16 protein-coding genes are annotated in these 21,033 nt (G+C 71.3%); 13 read left to right on the top strand and 3 right to left on the bottom strand.

What is annotated here, in order from left to right; translation table 11 throughout:
- Nucleotides 1-30 precede the first annotated feature (30 nt).
- On the bottom strand, nucleotides 31-1,839 hold the full coding sequence (locus tag VYL96_RS01240) for an AMP-dependent synthetase/ligase (protein WP_131885745.1): 1,809 nt from the start codon (nucleotides 1,837-1,839) through the stop codon (nucleotides 31-33).
- 173 nt (nucleotides 1,840-2,012) lie between these two features.
- Between VYL96_RS01240 and cysK the strand changes: the two genes are divergently transcribed.
- From cysK to fdhD, 4 genes are all read left to right on the top strand, one after another.
- On the top strand, nucleotides 2,013-2,948 hold the full coding sequence (gene cysK / locus VYL96_RS01235) for a cysteine synthase A (protein WP_007629536.1): 936 nt from the start codon (nucleotides 2,013-2,015) through the stop codon (nucleotides 2,946-2,948).
- Nucleotides 2,948-3,556 (top strand): serine O-acetyltransferase EpsC, encoded by a 609-nt coding sequence (epsC, locus tag VYL96_RS01230; protein WP_207913566.1) that lies wholly within the window; start codon nucleotides 2,948-2,950, stop codon nucleotides 3,554-3,556. The genes cysK and epsC overlap by 1 nt, the downstream gene beginning before the upstream one ends.
- Nucleotides 3,557-3,773: 217 nt before the next feature.
- Complete coding sequence (locus tag VYL96_RS01225) at nucleotides 3,774-5,117, top strand: glycosyltransferase 87 family protein (protein WP_131885746.1); 1,344 nt, start codon at nucleotides 3,774-3,776, stop codon at nucleotides 5,115-5,117.
- A complete protein-coding gene (gene fdhD, locus VYL96_RS01220) occupies nucleotides 5,065-5,886 on the top strand; it encodes a formate dehydrogenase accessory sulfurtransferase FdhD (protein WP_131885747.1) in 822 nt (273 codons plus the stop codon). Before VYL96_RS01225 ends, fdhD begins: the two co-directional genes overlap by 53 nt.
- A 29-nt stretch (nucleotides 5,887-5,915) precedes the next feature.
- Here the strand turns inward: fdhD and VYL96_RS01215 are convergent, their stop codons facing one another.
- The gene (locus VYL96_RS01215; RefSeq protein ID WP_131885748.1) at nucleotides 5,916-7,325 is read right to left on the bottom strand and encodes an MFS transporter; all 1,410 of its coding nucleotides are present in this window, start codon (nucleotides 7,323-7,325) and stop codon (nucleotides 5,916-5,918) included.
- 102 nt (nucleotides 7,326-7,427) lie between these two features.
- On the opposite strand from VYL96_RS01215, the gene VYL96_RS01210 reads away from it, so the two are divergent.
- On the top strand, nucleotides 7,428-8,015 hold the full coding sequence (locus VYL96_RS01210) for a TetR/AcrR family transcriptional regulator (protein ID WP_131885749.1): 588 nt from the start codon (nucleotides 7,428-7,430) through the stop codon (nucleotides 8,013-8,015).
- Complete coding sequence (locus tag VYL96_RS01205; protein WP_243699681.1) at nucleotides 8,012-9,874, top strand: NTP transferase domain-containing protein; 1,863 nt, start codon at nucleotides 8,012-8,014, stop codon at nucleotides 9,872-9,874. Before VYL96_RS01210 ends, VYL96_RS01205 begins: the two co-directional genes overlap by 4 nt.
- A gap of 72 nt (nucleotides 9,875-9,946) precedes the next feature.
- Here VYL96_RS01205 and VYL96_RS01200 read toward each other — a convergent pair whose 3' ends face one another.
- Entirely contained in the window at nucleotides 9,947-10,084 is a 138-nt protein-coding gene (locus VYL96_RS01200; protein ID WP_165928478.1) for a hypothetical protein, read from the bottom strand.
- Between the two features lie 507 nt (nucleotides 10,085-10,591).
- On the opposite strand from VYL96_RS01200, the gene VYL96_RS01195 reads away from it, so the two are divergent.
- From VYL96_RS01195 to narI, 7 genes are all read left to right on the top strand, one after another.
- Nucleotides 10,592-11,050 carry an RrF2 family transcriptional regulator gene (locus VYL96_RS01195; RefSeq protein WP_007627491.1) on the top strand — a complete coding sequence of 153 codons (459 nt, stop codon included), beginning with the start codon at nucleotides 10,592-10,594 and terminating at the stop codon, nucleotides 11,048-11,050.
- 132 nt (nucleotides 11,051-11,182) lie between these two features.
- Nucleotides 11,183-12,463, top strand: a complete 1,281-nt coding sequence (locus tag VYL96_RS01190; protein ID WP_131885750.1) for a globin domain-containing protein — start codon at nucleotides 11,183-11,185, stop codon at nucleotides 12,461-12,463.
- A 330-nt stretch (nucleotides 12,464-12,793) separates the two neighbouring features.
- Nucleotides 12,794-14,116: an MFS transporter gene (locus VYL96_RS01185; protein WP_070720285.1), complete on the top strand. Its 1,323-nt coding sequence runs from the start codon at nucleotides 12,794-12,796 to the stop codon at nucleotides 14,114-14,116.
- The gene (locus VYL96_RS01180) at nucleotides 14,113-17,883 is read left to right on the top strand and encodes a nitrate reductase subunit alpha (RefSeq protein WP_131885751.1); all 3,771 of its coding nucleotides are present in this window, start codon (nucleotides 14,113-14,115) and stop codon (nucleotides 17,881-17,883) included. The genes VYL96_RS01185 and VYL96_RS01180 overlap by 4 nt, the downstream gene beginning before the upstream one ends.
- Complete coding sequence (gene narH / locus VYL96_RS01175) at nucleotides 17,883-19,535, top strand: nitrate reductase subunit beta (protein WP_070720281.1); 1,653 nt, start codon at nucleotides 17,883-17,885, stop codon at nucleotides 19,533-19,535. The genes VYL96_RS01180 and narH overlap by 1 nt, the downstream gene beginning before the upstream one ends.
- Before the next feature lie 4 nt (nucleotides 19,536-19,539).
- A complete protein-coding gene (narJ, locus tag VYL96_RS01170) occupies nucleotides 19,540-20,247 on the top strand; it encodes a nitrate reductase molybdenum cofactor assembly chaperone (RefSeq protein WP_007627481.1) in 708 nt (235 codons plus the stop codon).
- Entirely contained in the window at nucleotides 20,244-21,017 is a 774-nt protein-coding gene (gene narI, locus VYL96_RS01165; RefSeq protein ID WP_061227824.1) for a respiratory nitrate reductase subunit gamma, read from the top strand. The genes narJ and narI overlap by 4 nt, the downstream gene beginning before the upstream one ends.
- Nucleotides 21,018-21,033 lie beyond the last annotated feature (16 nt).

Genomic DNA, 21,033 nt, shown 5'->3' with positions numbered 1-21,033 from the left:
CGGGTTCCGGGCGCTCCCACATCCGCCCGATCAGGCGTACATGCCCTCGATCTGCTCGGCGTAGTGCTGCTCGACCACGTGCCGCTTGACCTTGAGGGTCGCCGTCAACTCGCCCGAGTCCTCGGTGAAGTCGCGGGGCAGTACGACGAACTTCTTGACGCCCTCGGCGTGCGAGACCTGCCGATTGGCATCGTCCACGGCGGCCTGGATCTCGGCGCGCAGCGCGGGGTCGGTGACCAGGTCCTCGGCCGGCCGGCCGCCGTGATCGTTCTCTTCCGCCCAGTTCTTGAGCTCGTCCTCATCCACCGTGATCAGCGCGGAGACGAACTTGCGGGCCTCACCGATGAGGACCGCGTGGCCGACGAGCCGATGCGCCCGGATCGCGTCCTCGATCTGCCCCGGCGAGACGTTCTTACCGCCGGCGGTGACGATGATCTCCTTGGCGCGACCGGTGATCGTCAGGTAACCGTCCGGGTCGAGCGAGCCGAGGTCACCGGTGGCGAACCAGCCGTCGCGGACGGCCTCGGCGGTGGCCTCCTCGTTGTTCCAGTAGCGGTCGAAGATCAGCTCGCCGGCCAGTTCCACCTCACCACTGTCGGCGATCCGGACGCTCGTCCCGGCCACGGGTCGCCCGACGGTGCCGATGCGCTGGCAACCGGGGCCGTTCACGGTCGCGGCGGCGGTGCTCTCGGTGAGCCCGTAGCCCTCGTAGACGGGCACGCCGGCTCCGCGGAAGAAGTGCGAGATGCGGTCAGGCAGGGCGCCTCCGCCGGAGATGGCGTACTCACAGCGACCGCCGAGCGCCGCGCGGATGGCCCTGTACACGAGCAGGTCGAGAGCCTTGTACCGGGCGGCGTGCAGGAGCGAGGGCCGGCGCGCGTCGTCCAGTCCGTCGTTGCCGCGCAGACGGCTGTCCTCGATGGCGACCGCTTCGGCGCGCTCGAAGATCCGCCTCTGAACCGCGCCCTTGGCGGCGGCCTTCGTGGCGATCCCGTCGCGCACCTTCTCGAAGACGCGGGGGACCCCGAGAATCATGTGCGGCCGGAAATCGGCGAAGCGCGGGAGGATGGTGGAGGTGTCGTCCCAGAAGCCGACGGTCGCGTCACCGAGGTAGACCGTGTAGGTCACGGCGCGGGCGAGCACGTGGGCCAGTGGCAGGAACATCAGGACCTTCTTGCCCTGCTGCGCCATCGACCCGATGGGGTGGTCGAGCAGCGCGTGACACTCCGACAGGAGGTTGCGGTGGGTGATCACGCAACCTTTGGGCCGTCCGGTGGTGCCGGAGGTGTAGATGATCGAGGCGGGTGTGTCGAGTTTAAGAGTGGCCACCGCGGCGTCCAGGGTCTCGGCCTCGACGGACTCGCCGTCGGCCTCGAGGGCCTCGAGCCCGCCGTCGTCGAGGTAGAGGATCCGGGTGCAGGTGTCGGGGACGGTCGTGTCTCCGACGACGACGACGTGTTCATCGTTCTCGGCCACGAGAACCTTCGCCGCGGAGTCGGCGAGAATCCATTCGAGTTGCCCCGCCGAGGATGACGGGTAGATCGGCACGGTGATGGCTCCGGCGGTCCAGACGGCGAGATCGACCAGCACCCATTCGAGGCGGGTTCCGGCCATGAGCGCCACCCTGTCCCCGGGCTCGACGCCGGCCGCGATGAGTCCGGCCGCGATCCTGTCCACGCGCTCGACGAGTTCGGCGTTGGAGACGGATCGCCACCGGCCGTCGACGTGATGGTCGAACGGGACCGCCCGCGGCGCCGTGGCGGCGCGCCCTCGCGCCACCACCGGGATCAGGTCGGAACGTATGAAGTTTCGCTGGGCGGGGACGGTGATCTCGCGCATGCCGGAGGCGGCCTTTCGGGCGACGATGAAAATGGAGCGCAGTCGATTATCGGCCCGACGGGCGCTCGTGGCAATCAGGGGACCATTCCCTGGCCACACCCTCGTGCCATCTCGACCCATCGCGTACACTCGCGAATAGACAGACCTGTTCATTCTTCAGAACGGAACACACCATGGCGCAGATCTACTCCGACATCTCTGAGACCATCGGCAAGACCCCGCTGGTCCGTCTCAACTCCCTGACCGAGGGACTGCAGGCCACCGTCCTGGCCAAGCTCGAGTCCGCCAACCCGGCCGCGAGCGTGAAGGACCGCATCGGCGCGGCGATCATCGACGACGCGGTGGCGTCGGGCGGCCTCAAGCCCGGTGGCACGATCGTCGAGGGCACGTCCGGCAACACCGGTATCGCGCTGTCCATGGTCGCGGCGGCCCGCGGTTTCAAGGCCGTCATCGTCATGCCCGACACCATGTCGGTCGAGCGCCGCGCCGTGATGCGCGCCTACGGTGCCGAGCTCATCCTCACGCCGGGCTCCGAGGGCATGAAGGGTGCGGTGGCCAAGGCCGAGGAGATCGCCGCGACGCGTGAGAACGCCGTCCTGGCGCGCCAGTTCGCCAATCCCGCCAACGTGGACGTCCACCGCCGCACCACCGGCCCCGAGATCTGGGAGGACACGGACGGCGACATCGACGTGTTCGTGGCCGGCATCGGCACCGGCGGCACCATCTCCGGCGCGGGCAACTACCTGCGCTCGCAGAAGTCGGACCTGCACATCGTCGCCGTCGAGCCCAAGGACTCGCCGCTGCTGACCGAGGGCAAGGCCGGACCGCACAAGATCCAGGGCCTGGGCGCCAACTTCGTGCCCGAGATCCTCGACCGCGAGATCTACGACGAGGTCATCGACGTGACCCTCGAGGACTCGCTGGAGATCGCCAAGCGGCTCGGCAAGGAGGAGGGCATCCTCGCGGGCATCTCCTCCGGCGCCAACGTGTGGGCCGCCCTCGAGATCGCCAAGCGCCCCGAGAATGCCGGCAAGACCATCGTCGTCATCGTGTGCGACTACGGTGAGCGCTACGTCTCCACGATGCTGTTCGAGGACTACCGCGACTGATGACGCCGACGTCCGATCGCCCGGTGGGGTTCTGGCGCACGCTGCGCGAGGACCTCGCCGCGGCGCGCGCCCATGACCCCGCCGCCCGGGGCGACGTCGAGAACGCCGTCGTCTACTCCGGCCTCCACGCCATCTGGTTCCACCGGCTCTCGCACCGGCTATGGAACGCCGGCGGCGCCGGCCGGACCGCCGGGCGCGTCCTGTCCCAGTTCGCCCGGTTCCTCACGGGGATCGAGATCCACCCCGGCGCCACCATCGGTCGGCGGTTCTTCATCGACCACGGGATGGGCGTCGTCATCGGCGAGACCGCCGAGATCGGCGACGACTGCATGATCTACCACGGCGTCACTCTCGGCGGCGTCTCGCTCAAGCAGGTCAAGCGGCATCCGACGCTCGGGGATCGCGTGACCGTGGGTGCCGGGGCCAAGATCCTCGGACCCGTGGAGATCGGGGACGACTCGTCGGTGGGCGCCAACGCCGTCGTCGTCAAGAGCGCCCCCGCGAACTCGATCGTCGTAGGCGTCCCCGGCGAGGCCCGCCCGTCCAAGTCGACCAAGGAGGAGCTGCGCGACGCGCAGTTCTACATCGACCCGGCCATCTACATCTAGCCGGGCCGCCCGGCGGCGCCCACGCCCTGCCGACCTCGCCGCGCCGGCCTCGCCGTGCCGTCGAGAAGACAGTTCCGCACACATCGCCCGAGTGGATGCGTGCGGAACTGCCTTCTCGTCGAGTTCGGGACGACCGACGCGTCGGCCGCGCCCATCTCGGGGCGGTGGCGGAGTGACGGACTCCCCCCCGCGCCGACGAGGGCTAGGCTCTGCCACTGTGCGAGTGCTTCCCACCACCTACTGGCTGCGCGGACCGCTGGCCCTGCTGGCGCTGGCGTCGGTGATCATGGTCCTGCGCGCACCCGACGAGCGGACCCCGTGGTGGGGGATCACCCAGAGCTTCCTGGACGTCCACGTCTACCGCTGGGGCGCCGAGGCCGTCCGGTCCGGCACTCCTCTCTACGAGGGCCTGCTCTGGGGGCCCAACGCCCGCTTCTTCGCGGAGATGCCGTTCACCTACCCGCCGTTCTCCGCGCTGCTCTTCCAGCCACTGCCACTGCTCTCCGAAGCGCTGATAATGGCCGGCTGGACGGTACTCACGCTGGGCCTGTTGTACCTGGTCATCCGGATGTCATTCCGTGCGCTCGACTACGCCCCCGACACCGTCACCAGGCAGGTGTCGCTGTGCCTGGCCCTGATCAGTCTGTCGCTCGAGCCGGTCCGCACCACCGTCTGGCTGGGCCAGATCAACATCATCCTGCTGACCCTCGTCCTCGCCGACCATCTCCTGTCCCGCATAGGCCCGGACCACCGCTTCTCCCGGTGGCGTCACGCCGCCGGCATCGGCAGCGGACTCGCGGCGGGGATCAAACTGACGCCCGCGTTCTTCTGGGCGCACTGGGTCGTCACCGGGCGGTGGCGCCTCGCCCTGGTCTCCGTGGCCACCTTCCTCGCGACGGTGGCGGTCGGCTTCCTCGCGATCCCCTCGGACGCCGCCCGCTACTGGTCGGGCACGGTCTTCGAGTCGGGCCGCATCGCCCAGGACTCGGTGGTGTCCAACCAGTCGCTACGCGGGGTCCTCGCCCGGGTCCTCGGCGTGGACGCCGCCCCCACCGCCGCCTGGCTGGCATTGGCGGCGGTGGCCGCGGTGGTCGGGCTAGCGATGGCGGCCCTGCTGCACCGGGCCGGCCACCAACTCCTTGCGTTGACGCTGTCCGGGATGACGATGTCGGTGGTGTCGCCGTTCTCGTGGGGCCACCACTGGGTCTGGTTCGTGCCGCTGCTGGTCACCGCGGTGCACCACGCGATCGTCGGCCGTCGCTGGTATCTCTGGCTCCTGCCGCCGCTGCTCTGGGCCGCCACGGCCGCCTGGGTGCAGAGCTTCCCCAACCCCGACTTCCCCGACGACCGGTGGGTGGCGATCGGGTTGTTCATGCTCGGGGGTGACATCCCCCCGGTGGTCTTTGGGGTGATCGCGAACATCTACCCGCTGCTCTGGCTGGTCACGGTGGTGCTGGCGGCGGTGCTGGTCCGACGCTCACGCTCGGACGGCGCTAGGCTGCGCGGATATGGGACGACGGACGACTCGTCACCGGGCGCAGCGGGTTCTGGCCGGGGGTGACGCACGGCGGGAGGTGACGACCCTCGCCGTCGAGGAGCCGCTCGAGATCCGGGTCGGCGGCCAGCCGTTCGTCGTCACGATGCGCACCCCGGGCGACGACATGGATCTCGCCGCCGGACACCTGGTCTCCGAGGGGGCTGTCTGGCACCGCGATCACCTGCCCGAGATCTGCTACTGCACCACCGTCAGCGGTCGGGCCGAACAGGACTACAACACCCTCACGGTGACCCTCTCGCCGGACATCCCGGCACCCCGGTCCGCCCGGGCCACCACGATGAGCAGCGCCTGCGGGGTGTGCGGCGTGGACTCGATCGACGAGGTGCGGCGCTCGACCCACTTCCCGGCCGAGCCGGTCGAACCGCTCGTCGACGCCGAGGTGCTGCTGACGCTGCCCGAGCGACTCCTCGACCACCAGCGACTGTTCGGCAAGACGGGTGGGGTCCACGCGGCGGGGCTGTTCTCCGCCACCGGCGGACTGCTGTGCCTGCGCGAGGACGTGGGCAGGCACAACGCCGTGGACAAGGTCGTGGGCTGGGCGCTGCGCGAGGGCCGGTTGCCGCTGCGGAGGACCGTCCTGCAGGTGTCGGGCCGGGCGTCGTTCGAGCTCGTGCAGAAGGCGTCGATGGCCGGGATCCCCGTGATGTCGGCGGTGAGCGCACCGTCGTCGCTCGCCGTGGACCTGGCGGAGGAGGCCGGGGTGACCCTCGTCGGGTTCAGCCGGGGCGACCGGGCGACGGTGTACGCCCATCCCGAGCGCATCCGGGACTGAGCGCGCCGCCCGCAGGCCTCCGGTGCCAACTACACCTGACCCACCGGGCGTCGCGGCTCGGCGGCGGCCTCGGCACGCTCGCCGTACGGCACGTACCCGCCGCCGGGTGCGACGACCAGCAGGACCAGCGCGGCGCCCGCGGCGACGAGCCCCAGCACGAGCAGGACGGCGCCGATGTCGGCGGCGTACCGGCCGGCGAGGATGCTGCCGGAGATCGCGATGCCGATCGCGGCGCCGACCTCGCGCATGGCGTCGTTGACCGCGGCGGCCACGCCCTGCTCGTCGACGGGGATGTCCGAGACGATCGCGGACGTCGCGGGCGCGGTGGACAGGCCCAGGCCGACACTGGCGATGACCATCGGCCACAGGATGTCCCAGTAGCTCGAGTCGACGCCCAGTCTCGGGAGGAAGACCATCCCGACGGCGATCGCGCCCACGCCCACCACGGACACCGCCCGCAGTCCGACCCCCGCGGTGATCTTGGGCGAGAGCAGTGAGAACACCATGACGGGCACGACCATCGGTGCCAGCGACAGGGACGCCCCGATCGCGTCGTAGCCCTTGACCAGCTGCAGGTACTGCACGATGAGCAGGAAGAACCCGAAGATCGTGAGGAACTGCATCCCCACGGACACCGAGCCGGCCGAGAAGCCGCGGCGCCGGAAGTAGCGCACGTCGAGGATCGGGTCGTCGGCTCGGAGTTCGACCAGCACGAAGGCGGCCAGGCTCACGGCGGAGGTGATGAGGGCGACGACGACGGGGACCTCCGAGAAGCTGGTGTGCGCCCCCTCGATGAGCCCGAACACCACCCCTCCGACGGCCAGTGCGGAGAACACGGCGCCGCCGACGTCCGGCCGACCACGACGGGACGCGACGGATTCGCCGATCGTGGAGGCCGCCACCAACACGACCAGGCCGATCACCGAGTAGACGAGGAAGATCGACTTCCAGGACCACACCTGCAGCATGAGCCCGGAGCCGATCAGTCCGACGATCCCACCGATGCCGGCGAAGCCCGCCCAGGTGCCGACGGCAGTCCCGCGGCGCTCGGGCGGGAAGCTCGCGGTGAGCAGCGAGAGCGTCGACGGCATGACGAACGCGGCGCCCCCGCCGGCGACCACGCGCAGGATGATGAGCCAGAGCGGCGAGTCGAGCCACAGCGGCAGGGCGGAGGACAGGGTGAACAGGATCAGCCCCACGATGAGGGTGGCGCGGCGGCCGAAGCGGTCGCCCAGCGCGCCGGCGGTGAGCACGAGCGCGGCCAGCGCGAGCGTGTAGGCGTCGACGATCCACGTGAGCTCGGCCTGGGTGGCGCCGATGGCCACGGCGATGTCGGGCAGCGACGTGTACAGCGCGGACATGGTGGCCACGACCAGCGAGACCGCGACGACGTTGACGAACAGCAGCCAGCGGCGTCGTCCGGTGGACAGTTCCAGCACCGAGCCTCCCGGGGAGCGGTACGGGAAACAATACCGGCGGTATCGTTCGTCCCCGCCACCGTAACGTACGACCCTCCCGGCACGGGGGGCCACAATGGGGTCATGCCCACGCCGACCGACCCCCGCCGTGCCCGATCCCGGGGCAAGCTCCTCGACGCCGCGGCGGACCTCCTCGTCTCGGGCGGCGCGGCTGCGGTGACGGTGGAGGCGGTCACCCGGCTGTCGGGGGTCGCGCGGACCACGCTGTACCGCAACTTCCCGTCGACGGACTCGCTCATCGCGGCCGCGTTCCGCCGACTGCTGCCCGCCCCGGAGCCGCCGCCGGCGGAGGCCCCGCTGCGCGAGCAGCTGCTGCACCTGTGCGCGTCGATGACCCGCCTCATCCAGGACGCGCCCCTGCAGCAGTCGATGCTGGGGTGGTTGGCGATGGGCCGCGGCGCCTCGGAGGACGACGAGGTCGGCCAGCTCCGCCGCGGGGTCGTGGACTCCTACACGGCGCCGCTGCACGCGGTGCTCTCCTCCGCGGAGGCCGACGGCACCCTCGTCCCCGGCGACCGCGACCTCGCGGTGGCGCAGCTCGCCGGGCCGGTGGTGGTCGCGCGCATGATCGGCCTGCGCCCGTTCACGCCGACCGACGTCGAGCGGCTGGTCGACGACTTCCTCCGCGGTCGACTGGCGGACGAGACGTGACCACCGTCGGAGCGATCGTGCTCGCCGGTGGCCGCGCGAGCCGCCTCGGGGGCGTCGACAAGGCCCGGGTCACGGTGGCGGGGCGACCGATGATCGAGAGCGTCGTCGGCGCCGCCCGGGACGTGGCCGGGCCCGTCATCACCGTGGGCCCCGGTGGTGACACCCGCGAGGATCCGCCCCACTCCGGGCCGGTCGCCGCGATCGCCGCGGGACTGGCGGGACTGCCGGGGGCGGTGGAGCTCGTCGTCGTCGTCGCCTGTGACCTCCCCGACCTCGACGCCGCCACCCTCCGCGCCCTCCTCGCCGCGCTGCGCCGCCCCACCGCGTCGACCACCGGCGCGGGCGAGGTCAGCGCCTCGCGCGCAGCGCTCGCCGTCGACGCCGCGGGCCGCGACCAGTACCTCCTGGCCGCGTGGGACCGCCGCGCCCTCGCCGCGCGCCTGGCCGCCCTGGAGGCCTCCGGCGGCGTCGGTGGGCGCGCCGTCCGGGCCCTGTACGACGACGACGAGGAGGTGGTCCGCGTCCCCGTCGGCGACCCCGCGCGGGACGTCGACACGTGGGCCGACCTGGCCGGACGCGGACCCGTGGCCCTCGCTCACGTGGGGCCCGTCCTGCGGGCGGGGCTGGCACCACTGCCGGCGGTCGGGCGCGCGCCCCTCGACGCGGTGGGGGCGGTCCTCGCGGCGCCGCTGATCGCGGCGGACCCGATGCCGAGGGGGCCCGTCTCGGCGATGGACGGCTACGCGCTGGCCGGCCCCGGGCCGTGGCGGCTGACCGGGGCCGCCCGCCGCGCCGGCGACGACTCCCCCGCCTCACTGACCAAAGGGACGGCGGCGCGCATCGCGACGGGTGCGCTCGCCCCGCGCGGCACCGACCGCGTGCTGCGGCACGAGCTGGTCGAGGTGCGCGGCCCGGGCTCCGGCGACGCGGCGGTCCCCGGCGACACCGTCGTCACCGCGTCGGCCGGCGCCGACGGGGTCGACGACCTGCGTCCGGTCGGCGAGGACTGGCCCGCCGGGCGCGCGCTGGCCGCGGACGGCACGGTGCTCGACGCGGCGCTGGCCTCGGCGGCCCTGTCGGCGGGGGTCGAGCGGGTGCCCGTGCGCGGTCCGGTGCGGGCGACGCTGGTGACCACGGGCGACGAGGTCCTGCCCGCGGACACGCCCTCCCCCCTTCCGCCGGGGCGGATCCGCGACACCGTGGGGCCCCTGCTGAGCGGGCCCGCCGGGGTCCTGGCGCGGGCGGGGTTCGGGGCGGTGGACCCGCCGCGCCACTGTCCGGACACCGCCGAGGCGGTCGACGATCTGCTCGGCGGTCCCGATTCCGGTTCGGACGTGCTGGTGCTCGTGGGCGCGACCGGGCGGGGCGTCGCCGATCACCTGCGGCCGGCGCTCGAGCGGCTGGGTGCGCGCGTCGTGATCGACGGGGTCCGTGTCCGCCCGGGCGGCTCGCAGCTCGTCGCGGCACTGCCCGACGGGCGCGTCCTGCTGGCGCTGCCCGGAAATCCGCTGGCAGCGGTGTGCGCGGCCGCCACCACGGGTCGGGCCCTGGTCGACGCGCTCACCGGCCGGCAGCGCACGCCCGTGACCGCCGATCTGCCGGGGCTGGCGGACGTGGCGAATCCGGGCCGCGCGCGAATCCTGCCCGCCCGGCCCGACGGCACCGGGGGCTGGCGGCTCGCCGACCGCGTCCGCACCGCACACCTCGCCGACCTCGCGGGCGCCCCCGCCCTGGCCGTGGTGCCCGAAGGCGGGGACGCGGGAGCGGGCGCGGAGGCGGGCGCGAGTGCAGGCGAAGGCACGGGCACCGGCTCGGGCTCGGGCCCGGGCGGCCGCGTGGAGCTCGTCGACTGGATCTGACGCCGAGAGCGGGCCGGGCGGGAACGTGGGGCCGGGCGCGGGCTGGCCGATCTCGCCGGGTCAGCGCTGTCGTCAGCGCCGCCGGTTGCGCATCTTCCCGACGAACTCGCGGGCCTTGCGCTGGTTCTCCGGCTTCGAGGCCTCGCGTTTGACCACCTGGACGGCCTTGAGCGCGACTCCGCTCCGCAGTGCGTTCCGTAGCAATCCCATAGTGCACCCTCAATCGATCGGCGGTGGAGCAAGTCTACCGCCGCGCGGTGGTCCCGGCCTCCGGTCGCGGGCTCCGCGGAAGCCCCATGCCTCCGCCCCGCCGGGCGGCCGGGCCGGCGGGCGGGCCGGCCGGGCGGGCCGGCGGGCGGGCCGGCGGGCCGTCGTCACGAGGGGCGTCCCACGCAGCCGCTCGTCCGCATGGCGTCTCGCGCGCACCGCGGGGTGGGCGAGACGCCATGCCGAGGGGCGGCTGCAGATCTGGCGGGCAAGCATAGGAGCGAGACGCCAGGGAGAGGAGCGGCTGCGCGGGTTGCGCGATGCAGGCCCGGGGGCGGGAAACCGAGCCCGGGAGCGAGACGCCAGGGAGGGGAGCAGCTGCCGCGTGAGTGCGCTCCCCGGGGGCGTTGCCGCAGGTGGGACGGGCAGCAAATGCCCAGCTCAATACGTATTTGAGATCACCTGCGACAAATGCACTGCGACTAGTCGCAATATGGCACGCTCGGCGTTGTGCAGTTGTCCCGGTCTTCCGATCTCGCGCTCCGCGCCCTCATGCGTCTCGCCGTCGCCGACGAACGCGAGGAGCGGATGACCGCTGCGGTGATCGCCGAATCGGTCGAGGCCTCTGTGAGCCACGTGGCCAAGATCGTCTCCCGCCTGGTCGAGTTGGGCCTGGCGGAGTCGCGGCGCGGCCGCGGCGGCGGGCTGGTCATCACCGAACTCGGCCGGCACGAGTCGGTCGGGCGGCTGCTGCGCCGACTGGAGGGCCCGGGCGAGGTCGTCCAGTGTGAGGGCCCGACGCCCTGCCCGCTCGCGGGCAACTGCGGACTCCGACGCGCGCTGGTCGACGCCCGCGAGGCGTTCTTCGCCACCCTCGACCCGCTGACGGTCGACGGGATCGTCCGCACGCCCACCCGCCAGGTGTCGCTCAGCCTCGGCGCCCGCCCCCGGACCGGCCCGGGACCCTGACCGCCCGGTCGGTGACACCCGCCGCCCCTCGTCCTCCACCCACACGCAGTCCGACCCACCTGGTGCTCGGACGGCCCCGTCGCGCCCCGACACGTCCGTCGCTGTCCCGGCGCTCTCGCAGAAGGAGTACCCGTGACCACCTCGATCACCACCCTGGAGTCGATCCTCGCGCATCCCCACGAGCTGTCCGACGAGCACGCCGCCGTGGTCCGCGAGACCCTGCCCGTGATCGGCGCCCACATCGACGAGATCACGCCGGTCTTCTACCGGACGATGTTCGCCGACAATCCGGAGCTGCTGCGCGACACGTTCAACCGCGGCAACCAGAAGCTCGGTGCGCAGCAGCGCGCGCTCGCCGCGTCCATCGCCACGTTCGCCACCCTGCTGGTGGACGGCCGGAGCCCGGTGGACATGCTCTCGCGGATCGGCCACAAGCACGCGAGCCTGGGCATCACGCCCGACCAGTACCAGGTGGTCCACGACCACCTCTTCGGCGCGATCGTCGAGGTCCTGGGCGAGGCGATCACGCCGGAGGTCGCAGCGGCGTGGGACGAGGTCTACTGGATCATGGCCGCCGTCCTGGTGGACTTCGAGAAGGCCCTCTATGACGAGGCGCAGGTCGAGCCGGGTGACGTGTTCCGCACCGCCACCGTGGTGGCTCGCGAGGACGTCACGGACTCGGTGGCCGTCTTCACCCTCGGCGGCCCGGACGGCGAGCCGCTGCCCGACTTCCGACCCGGCCAGTACACCTCGGTCGGCGTGGTCCTGCCCGACGGCGCCCGCCAGCTGCGCCAGTACTCGCTGTCCACCGCCCCGGGCGACGGCACGTGGCGGATCGGCGTCCGCCGCGTCGACGCGGACGGCGAGGCCTCCCCTGCCGGCGAGGTCTCCGGGTGGCTGCACGCCAACGCGACCGTCGGCACCACCATCCAGGTCACCCTCCCGTTCGGCGATCTGGTCCTAGACGCCGCCGGGATCGGGGAGGGCCACGAGGCCGCCCCGATCGTGCTCTGCTCGGCGGGGATCGGCATCACGCCCATGCTCGGCATGATCGCCCACCTGGCGGCGACCGAGGACCCCCGCCGGGTGCTCGTCCTGCACGCCGACCGGAGCCGGGCCGATCACGTGCTCGCCGACGAGGTGGCCGGTGAGGCCGCGATGCTCGCGGACGCCGAGGTCCACACGTGGTACGAGCAGGCCCCCGACACCGACACCGACGCCGTCTCCGGCCCGGGCACGGTCCACCGCGGCCTCATGGACCGGTCGTCGGTCCCCCTCCCCGAGGGTGCGCACGTCTTCCTCTGCGGCTCCACCGGCTTCCTCCAGTCCCTCCGCCGGCAGTTCCTCGACGCCGGAGTGCCCGAGGACCGCCTCCACGCCGAGCTGTTCGCGCCCAACGACTGGCTGGTCTGATCCCGCCGCCGTGGGTCCGGTGCGTCGCCGCCCGGGCCCACGGCCGATTTACTGTCGCGAATTAGCGGAGATATCAACCAATTGGGGTGGTCAATTCCCTTTTCGCCCCTTATCCCGAGACATTATCCGCGGTCATTCAGGGCGTTTTCTCCGCGCCAATTCCCTTAAAAACCCTAAATACTCAGTGCGGAGTGTATTTAGCCGATAACAAAGTGCCCCAAGGCGAGAGAAGCGCCGATAGCGCGATCTACGGTTACACACACTCAGGTTCGGGCCCGCCCACGACCGAGCGGACCCGCCGCAGCCAGAATCAACGCGAAAGGACCTCCGGTGCCCTCAGGCCCGAACTCCCCACAGACAGGGCCCGCGTCTCCGCAGCCGGCGGACCCACAGCCCGAGGCCGCCCGGCCCCAGTCCTCGGCCACGCCCGACCCGAAGCAGGCGAACATCGCTCTGGCCCTGTGTTTCTCGGGTTTCCTCCTCACGTTCTGGGCGTGGGCGCTGATGGGCCCGCTCGGGGCGACCTACAAGGACCAGCTCGGGCTCAGCTCGTTCCAGCAGTCGCTCGTGGTGGCGCTGCCCGTGGTGGTCGGGTCGCTCGGCCGCATCCCCGTCGGGGCGCTCACCGACCGCCTGGGCGGTCGTACGATGTTTCCGCTGATCGCGGCGTTGACGATCATCCCCACCCTCTTCGTCGGGTTCGTCGACGGCAGCTACATCGCGCTCCTCATCGGCGGGTTCTTCCTGGGGATCGGCGGCACCTCCTTCGCCGTCGGCGTTCCCACCGTCAACTCGTGGTTCCCGCCGCACCGGCGTGGCACGGCCATCGGCATCTTCGGCGCCGGCATGGGCGGTACGGCGATCGCGGCCTTCACCACCCTGCGGCTCCGCGACGCCTTCGGCGACCAGGCGCCGTTCATCCTGGTCGCGGTCCTGCTCGCCGTGTACGCGGTCGTCGCCCGGGCACTGCTGAAGAACTCGCCGGCGTGGGCCCCGGCCCAGGGCAACTGGGTGGTCAAGGCCGCCAGGACGCTCGCCCGCCCGGTCACCCTCAAACTCGCCTGGCTGTACGCGATGGGCTTCGGCGGGTTCGTGGCGTTCTCCGTCTACCTGCCCACCTACCTGCACAACTTCTACGAACTGGACATGGAGGACGCGGCCCTGCGCACCGCGGTGTTCGTCGTGATCGCGGTGGCCTGCCGGCCCCTCGGCGGCGCGCTGGCCGACAGGTTCCCCGGCGCGTGGGTGCTCATCGTCAGCTACATCGTCACCGGGCTGATGGCCGCCGCCGCGACCGAGCGCATGCCCCTCATCAACACGGAGGGCGGCACCCTCTACCCGCTCGGCACGGTCGTGTTCCTGTTCATGGGCGCGTCCCTCGGCGTCGCCTCGGGTGCCGTCTTCGCCCTGGTGGCCGAGCTCGTCGAGCCGTCGGCCGTCGGGTCGGTGACCGGCATCGTCGGCGCGGTCGGCGGTCTGGGCGGCTTCGTCCCACCCCTGCTCCTCGGCTACTTCTGGACCGCCCACGGCAACTACCGCATCGGTCTGCTCCTGCTGTTCGTGCTCTCCGCGGCCACCGCGGTGCTCACGTGGCTGTGGTTCCTCCGCTCCGGCCGTAGCGCCTCCCCCGCGACTGAAAGGACGTCGGCATGACCAGCGTCGACTCGCCCAGCTCGTCGTCGTCACCCTCGGACGGCGGGAACGCTCCCTCCGGTTCCGGGCGGCTCGACGGCCCCGTCACCGACGCCATCCTCCGCACCGGGCGGTTCTTCCGGCGCGGCGAGGCCTCGGAGGACCTCCGCACGGTCACCCACACCGGCGGCCGCGACGCCGACGTGTTCTACCGCGACCGCTGGAGCCACGACAAGGTGGTCCGCTCCACCCACGGTGTCAACTGCACGGGTTCCTGCTCGTGGAAGGTGTACGTCAAGGAGGGGATCATCACGTGGGAGGCCCAGCAGACGGACTACCCGGACATCGGTGACGATCTGCCGGCCTACGAGCCCCGCGGCTGCCCGCGCGGCGCGGCGTTCTCCTGGTACACCTACTCCCCCACCCGCGTGCGCTACCCGTACGTGCGCGGCGTGCTCATGCAGATGTGGCGCACCGCCCGGGCCGTGCACTCCGACCCGGTGGACGCGTGGGCGTCGATCGTCGAGGACCCCGTCCTGAGCGCCCACTACAAGGCCGCGCGCGGCAAGGGCGGGCTCGTCCGTTGCCGCTGGGAGGACGCCCTGGAGATGGCGGCCGCCGCGCACGTGTACACCGCCAAGACCGTGGGCCCCGACCGCGTCGCCGGGTTCTCCCCGATCCCCGCCATGTCCATGGCCTCGTTCGGCGCCGGCGCCCGCTTCATGCAGCTCTTCGGCGGCTCCATGCTGTCCTTCTACGACTGGTACGCCGACCTGCCCGTGGCCTCTCCGCAGGTGTTCGGCGACCAGACCGACGTCCCGGAGTCCGCGGACTGGTTCAACTCCACCTACCTGGTGATGTGGGGCTCCAACGTCCCCGTCACCCGCACGCCGGACGCCCATTTCATGGCCGAGGCCCGCTACAAGGGGCAGAAGGTCGTGGTGGTCTCCCCCGACTACGCGGACAACACCAAGTTCGCCGACGAGTGGATCCACCCGCACCCCGGGACGGACGGCGCGCTGGCGATGTCGATGGTCCACGTGGTGCTCACCGAGTTCTACGCCCGTCGAGACACCCCCGAGTTCACCTCGTACGCCAAGACGTACACCGACCTGCCGTTCCTCGTCACCCTGCGCACCCGCGCCGACGGCACCGTGGTGCCGGACAAGTTCCTCACCGCCGACGCCGTGCGCCTCGACGTGGATCCGGGCGAGAACGCCGCCAGCAAGACCGTGATGCTCGACGCGGTGACCGACCGCGTGGTGGTGCCGAACGGCACGCTCGGCGACCGGTTCGGCGAGCAGGGCAAGGGCCGCTGGAATCTCGACCTGGGCGAGATCGACCCGGTGCTGAGCCTGCACGGGAGCGGCGGGGACACCGCCGAGATCGTCCTGCCGCGCTTCGACACGCCGCGCGGGGAGGCCGACACCGTCGCGCGCGGCGTGCCGGTCCGCACCGTTGTGCTGGACGACGACGACGAGGTCATCGTCACGACCGTGTTCGACCTCATGATGGCGCAGTTCGGCGTGGCCCGGGACGGCCTGCCCGGTGACTGGCCGACCGGATACGACGACCCCGCCCCGTACACCCCGGCGTGGCAGGAGGAGCACACCGGCGTACCCGCCGCCCAGGCCGAGCGCTTCGGCCGCGAGTTCGCGCAGAATGCGCTGGACTCGGGCGGCCGCTCGATGATCCTCATGGGCGCCGGCACCAACCACTGGTTCCACTCCGACCTCATCTACCGGGCCTTTCTGTCCCTGACCATCCTGACCGGCTGCCAGGGCGTCAACGGCGGCGGCTGGGCGCACTACGTGGGCCAGGAGAAGGTCCGCCCGCTCACCGGGTTCCAGCAGGTCGCGAACGCGCTGGACTGGTCGCGCCCGCCGCGCCAGATGATCTCCACGGCCTTCTTCTACCTGCACACCGGGCAGTGGAAGTACGACGCGTACGCGGCCGACGTGCTCACCTCCCCGACCGGCGACGGCCGCTTCGACGGCATGAGCACCCCGGACCTGGTGGCCATGTCCGCGCGGTTGGGCTGGATGCCCTCGTACCCGACCTTCTCCCGCAACCCGCTCGACCTGGGCGACGAGGCCGCCGCGGCGGGCGTCCCCGCCGGCGAGTACGTGGTGGACCGCATCAAGGCCGGCGACATACGGTTCGCGGCCGAGGACCCCGACGGTCCCGGCAACGCGCCCAAGATCCTCACCGTGTGGCGGTCCAACCTCATCGGGTCCTCCGCCAAGGGCGACGAGTACTTCCTCAAGCACCTCCTGGGCACCGACAGCTCCCTGCGCGCCGACCAGGCGCCCGAGGGGCACCGCGGCCGCGACATGGTGTGGCGCGAGGAGGGCGACGCCACCCCGGACGGCAAGCTCGACCTGCTCATGACGCTGGACTTCCGGATGACGTCCACCACGCTGTTCTCCGACCTCGTGCTGCCGGCGGCGACGTGGTACGAGAAGCACGACCTGTCGTCCACCGACATGCACCCGTTCGTGCACTCGTTCAACGCCGCGATCAACCCGCCCTGGGAGACCCGCAGCGACTTCGACACGTTCAAGATGCTCGCCGAGAAGGTCTCCGAGCTCAGCCACGGCCACCTCGACGCGCGGACCGACGTGGTGGCGGTGCCGCTCGGCCACGACACCCCGGACGCGATCGCCAACCCGGGCGGCAGGGTAACCGACTGGAAGGACGGCTCGTGTGAGCCGGTGCCGGGGAAGAACTTCCCCAAGATCGCCACGGTAGAGCGCGACTACCGGCTGATCGGCGAGAAGTTCGGCTCCCTCGGCCCGCTCGCCGAGTCCGCCGGCATGCCGGTCAAGGGCCTCAACCTCACGCCCACCGAGGAGATCGCGGCACTGCTGCGGCACAACGGCGAGACGCGCACGGGCGTCGGCAAGGGCCGCCCGCGGCTCGACACCGACATCCGGATGTGCGAGGCCATCCTGTCCCTGTCCGGCACCACCAACGGCCGCCTGGCCACCCAGGGCTTCGAGCAGCTCGAGGAGCGCACGGGCCGCGAGCTCGCCGACCTGTCCCGCGGCGAGGAGGGCAAGCGCATCACGTTCTCCGACACCCAGTCGCGGCCGCAGCCGGTCATCACCTCGCCCGAGTGGTCGGGGTCCGAGCACGGCGGACGCCGCTACAGCGCGTTCGTCATCAACACCGAGCGGCTCAAGCCGTGGCACACGCTCACCGGCCGGATGCAGTTCTTCATGGACCACGACTGGATGGCCGAGATGGGCGAGCAGCTGCCCGTGTATCGGCCGCCGCTCAACATGCACGAGCTGTACGGCGAGCCCAAGCTCGGCCACGACGGCGGCGCCGAACTCACCGTCCGGTACCTGACCCCGCACAACAAGTGGTCGATCCACTCGGAGTACCAGGACAACCTGCTCATGCTCAGCCTCGGCCGCGGCGGACCGATGGTGTGGATGAGCGACGCCGACGCCGCGCTCATCGGGGTCAAGGACAACGACTGGATCGAGGCGGTCAACCGCAACGGCGTGATCGTGGCGCGCGCCGTGGTCTCGCACCGCATGCCGGCGGGCACCGTGTACATGCACCACGCCCAGGACCGCACGATCGACGTCCCGCTGTCCGAGACCGATGGCAAGCGCGGCGGTATCCACAACTCGGCGACCCGGATCATGGTCAAACCCAGTCACCTGATCGGCGGGTACGCCCACTTCAGCTACGCGTGGAACTACATCGGTCCCACGGGTAACCAGCGCGACGAGGTGACGGTCATCCGCCGTCGCTCCCAGGAGGTGCAGTACTGATGCGGGTCATGGCACAGATGGCGATGGTGATGAACCTCGACAAGTGCATCGGGTGCCACACCTGCTCGGTGACGTGCAAGCAGGCGTGGACCAACCGCGCCGGCACCGAGTACGTGTGGTGGAACAACGTCGAGACCCGGCCCGGCCTCGGGTACCCGCGCACCTACGAGGATCAGGAGCGCTGGAAGGGCGGCTGGGAGCTGGACCGGAGGGGGCGCCTGCGGCTCAAGGCCGGCGGGCGGGCCAAAAAGCTCATGCAGATCTTCTCCAGCCCCACCATGCCGTCGATCGACGACTACTACGAGCCGTGGACCTACGACTACGACACGCTGGTCTCCGCGCCGCTGCAGCAGCACACCCCGGTCGCGCGCCCGTACTCGCTCATCAGCGGCGAGCCCATGAAGATCTCCTGGTCGGCCAACTGGGACGACAACCTGGGCGGCTCCCCCGAGCACCTCGCCGACGACCCGATCGTCAAGAAGGTCGGCACCGAGGTCAAGGCCGAGTTCGAGCAGACGTTCATGTTCTACCTGCCGCGGATCTGCGAGCACTGCCTCAACCCGTCGTGCGCGGCCTCGTGCCCCTCCGGCGCGATCTACAAGCGCGTCGAGGACGGCGTGGTGCTGGTGGACCAGGACAAGTGCCGCGGCTGGCGCCAGTGCATCACCGGCTGCCCGTACAAGAAGGTGTACTTCAACCACCGCACGGGCAAGGCCGAGAAATGTACGTTCTGCTTCCCCCGCATCGAGGTGGGCATCCCGACCGTCTGCTCGGAGACGTGCGTCGGCCGGCTGCGCTACATCGGCCTGGTGCTCTACGACGCCGACAAGGTGGCCGAGGCCGCGTCCACCCCGGACGAGAAGGACCTGCTCGCCGCCCAACGCGCGTGTTTCCTCGATCCCGACGACCCCGAGGTGATCGCCGCCGCGCGCGCCGAGGGCATCCCCGAGGACTGGCTGGACGCCGCCCGCCGCTCCCCGATCCGCCGGCTCATCCACGACTACGAGGTGGCTCTTCCGCTGCATCCGGAGTACCGGACCATGCCCATGGTCTGGTACATCCCGCCGCTGTCCCCGGTGATCGACCGGATCTCCGCCGACGGTGGCGACGGCGAGGACCCCGACATCCTGTTCTCCGCGATCGACCGGCTCCGCATCCCGCTGGAGTACCTCGCCGAGCTGTTCAGCGCGGGCGACGTGGACGTGGTGCAGGGTGTGCTCAACCGGCTGGCCGCCATGCGCACCTACATGCGCGACATCAACCTCGGGCGCGAGCCGCGCGGCGAGCTCTGCGAGGCCGTCGGCATGACGGAGGAGGAGATGTACGAGATGTACCGCCTCCTCGCCCTGGCGCACTACGAGGAGCGGTACGTCATCCCCACCGCGCACCAGGAACAGGCCCACGACCTCGAGGAGCTCGTCACCGAGTGCAGCCTCGACTTCGACGGCGGCCCCGGCATGGGCGGCTCCGGCCCGTTCGGCGAGGGCTCGGGCGACCACAACGTGCCGATCGCCGTGGAGAACTTCCACGCTCTGCGCGACCGGCAGACCGCCGACACCGCCGCCTCCCCGGAGGGCAAGGACCGGCGGATCAACCTGCTCAACTGGGACGGCAACGGGCGCGCGGGCGGCCTGTTCCCGGGAAAGAGGTAGACCGGTGGCCGCAGACTTCTTCACCGGCGACCTGTTCGCCCGCGTCCGCCAGGCCGTTCGACCGGGACGTACGCCCGTCGTGGGCCGCGGTGCGCCCACCGACCGCGCCCTCTACCAGGCGGCCTCGCTGCTGCTGGACTACCCGACCACCGAACTCGTGGAGCAGGTGCCCACCGTGCGGGCCCTGGTCGCCGAGCTCGGCGGCCCGGCCCGGTCCCTGCTCCCGCTGCTCGACAGGCTCGAGAGCGAACCGCTGACCGACCTCCAGACCGAGTACGTCGAGACCTTCGACATGCGCCGGCGCTGCTGCCTGTACCTGACGTACTACCAGCACGGCGACACCCGCAAGCGCGGTTCCGCCCTGCTCGCCTTCGTCACCGCTTACAAGCTCGCCGGCGCCGTGATGTCGGCCCACGAACTGCCCGACCATCTGGGCGTCGTCCTGGAGTTCGGCGCCCAGCACGACCTCGACCGCTGCCGCGGCCTGCTCGTGAACCACCGGCCGGGCCTCGAGCTGCTGCGCATCTCGCTCACCGATCGCCGGTCGGAATGGGCCGGGGTCGTCTCGGCCGTCACCGCCACCCTCCCGCCGATCGACGGCGAGGGCCACGAGGCGGTTCGCAAGCTCATCGCCCAGGGCCCGCCCGACGAGGACGTCGGCCTCGAGGCGTTCACCTCATCGTCCTACCTGGAGAGCGGGGCCCACCCATGACCGATGTGACCTGGATCGACGTGTTCCTGTGGGTCGTCCTGCCGTATGTGTGCCTGGCGATCTTCGTCGTGGGCCACTGGTGGCGGTACCGGTATGACAAGTTCGGCTGGACCACCCGGTCCTCGCAGCTGTACGAGTCCCGCCTGCTTCGCTGGGGAAGCCCGCTGTTCCACTTCGGCTTGCTGTTCGTGATCGGCGGGCACATCATCGGCCTGGTGATCCCCAAGTCGTGGACCGAGGCGGTGGGCATCTCGCAGGAGGCCTACCACTGGCTGGCGGTGGTGATCGGCGCGATCGCCGGCTTCTGCACGGTCGTCGGGCTGATCATCCTCATCTACCGCCGCCGCACCGTCGGGCCGGTGTTCTCGGCGACGACGCTCAACGACAAGGTGATGTACGTCTTCCTCGCGCTGACGATCTTCCTCGGCATGAGCAACACGATCATCGGCAACATCATCAGCCATTACGACTACCGTGAGGACCTGGCCGTGTGGTTCCGCGGCATCTTCTGGTTCCAGCCGGACCCCGCCCTCATGACCGACGCGCCGTTCAGCTTCAAGGCGCACGCGATCGTGGCGTTCCTGCTGTTCGCGATCTGGCCGTTCACCCGGCTCGTCCACGTGTTCTCCGCGCCCGTCGGGTACCTGTGGCGGCCGTACGTGGTCTACCGCTCGCGGCCGACCGACCAGTTCGGCAACCGCCACTACCGGCGCGGCTGGTCCCGCGAGGACGTGGCGGACGTCAGCCGGACCGTCGGCACGAAGCGGTAGCCGACGACGCAGCCCG

The organism is Dietzia maris, from assembly GCF_036287335.1.
Taxonomy (GTDB): Bacteria; Actinomycetota; Actinomycetes; order Mycobacteriales; family Mycobacteriaceae; genus Dietzia; species Dietzia cinnamea.
Note: the sequence above shows the minus strand (reverse complement) of the source record. Positions and strands in the feature narration are given on the sequence as shown.